General features: G+C 34.7%; 1 protein-coding gene. It reads left to right on the top strand.

Going from position 1 to position 268, the window contains the following annotated elements:
• The coding region (locus AAEY88_RS13900; RefSeq protein ID WP_350563324.1) for a hypothetical protein at positions 1-268 on the top strand (268 nt) is incomplete at both ends.

Below are 268 nucleotides of genomic sequence, written 5' to 3'. Positions count from 1 at the left end.
ATATTATGGTAACTGAGATTGTTCCAAACCCACTAAATTGTAACGATAATTTTTGTACTGAGTTTTTAGCCGATATGCAAGCGAGCAACATCAAAAAACCGAGTCGTCTTCATTTTGAGGGTTATATTAACGCTATGGCATTTAGCAAAGCAGCGAAAAACTGTCAATTCCCCCTTCAGCAATCCTGCCTGATGAATGAGCTTAATTCTTTATTAGTAACCGATACACTTATCCAAAAGTTATTCATAAATACTGAAAACAACAATAA

The organism is Psychrobacter sp. CAL346-MNA-CIBAN-0220 (assembly GCF_040309805.1).
GTDB lineage: Bacteria > Pseudomonadota > Gammaproteobacteria > Pseudomonadales > Moraxellaceae > Psychrobacter.
The sequence above is the reverse complement of the archived record's forward strand: the minus strand, read 5'-3'. Positions and strand labels throughout refer to the sequence as shown.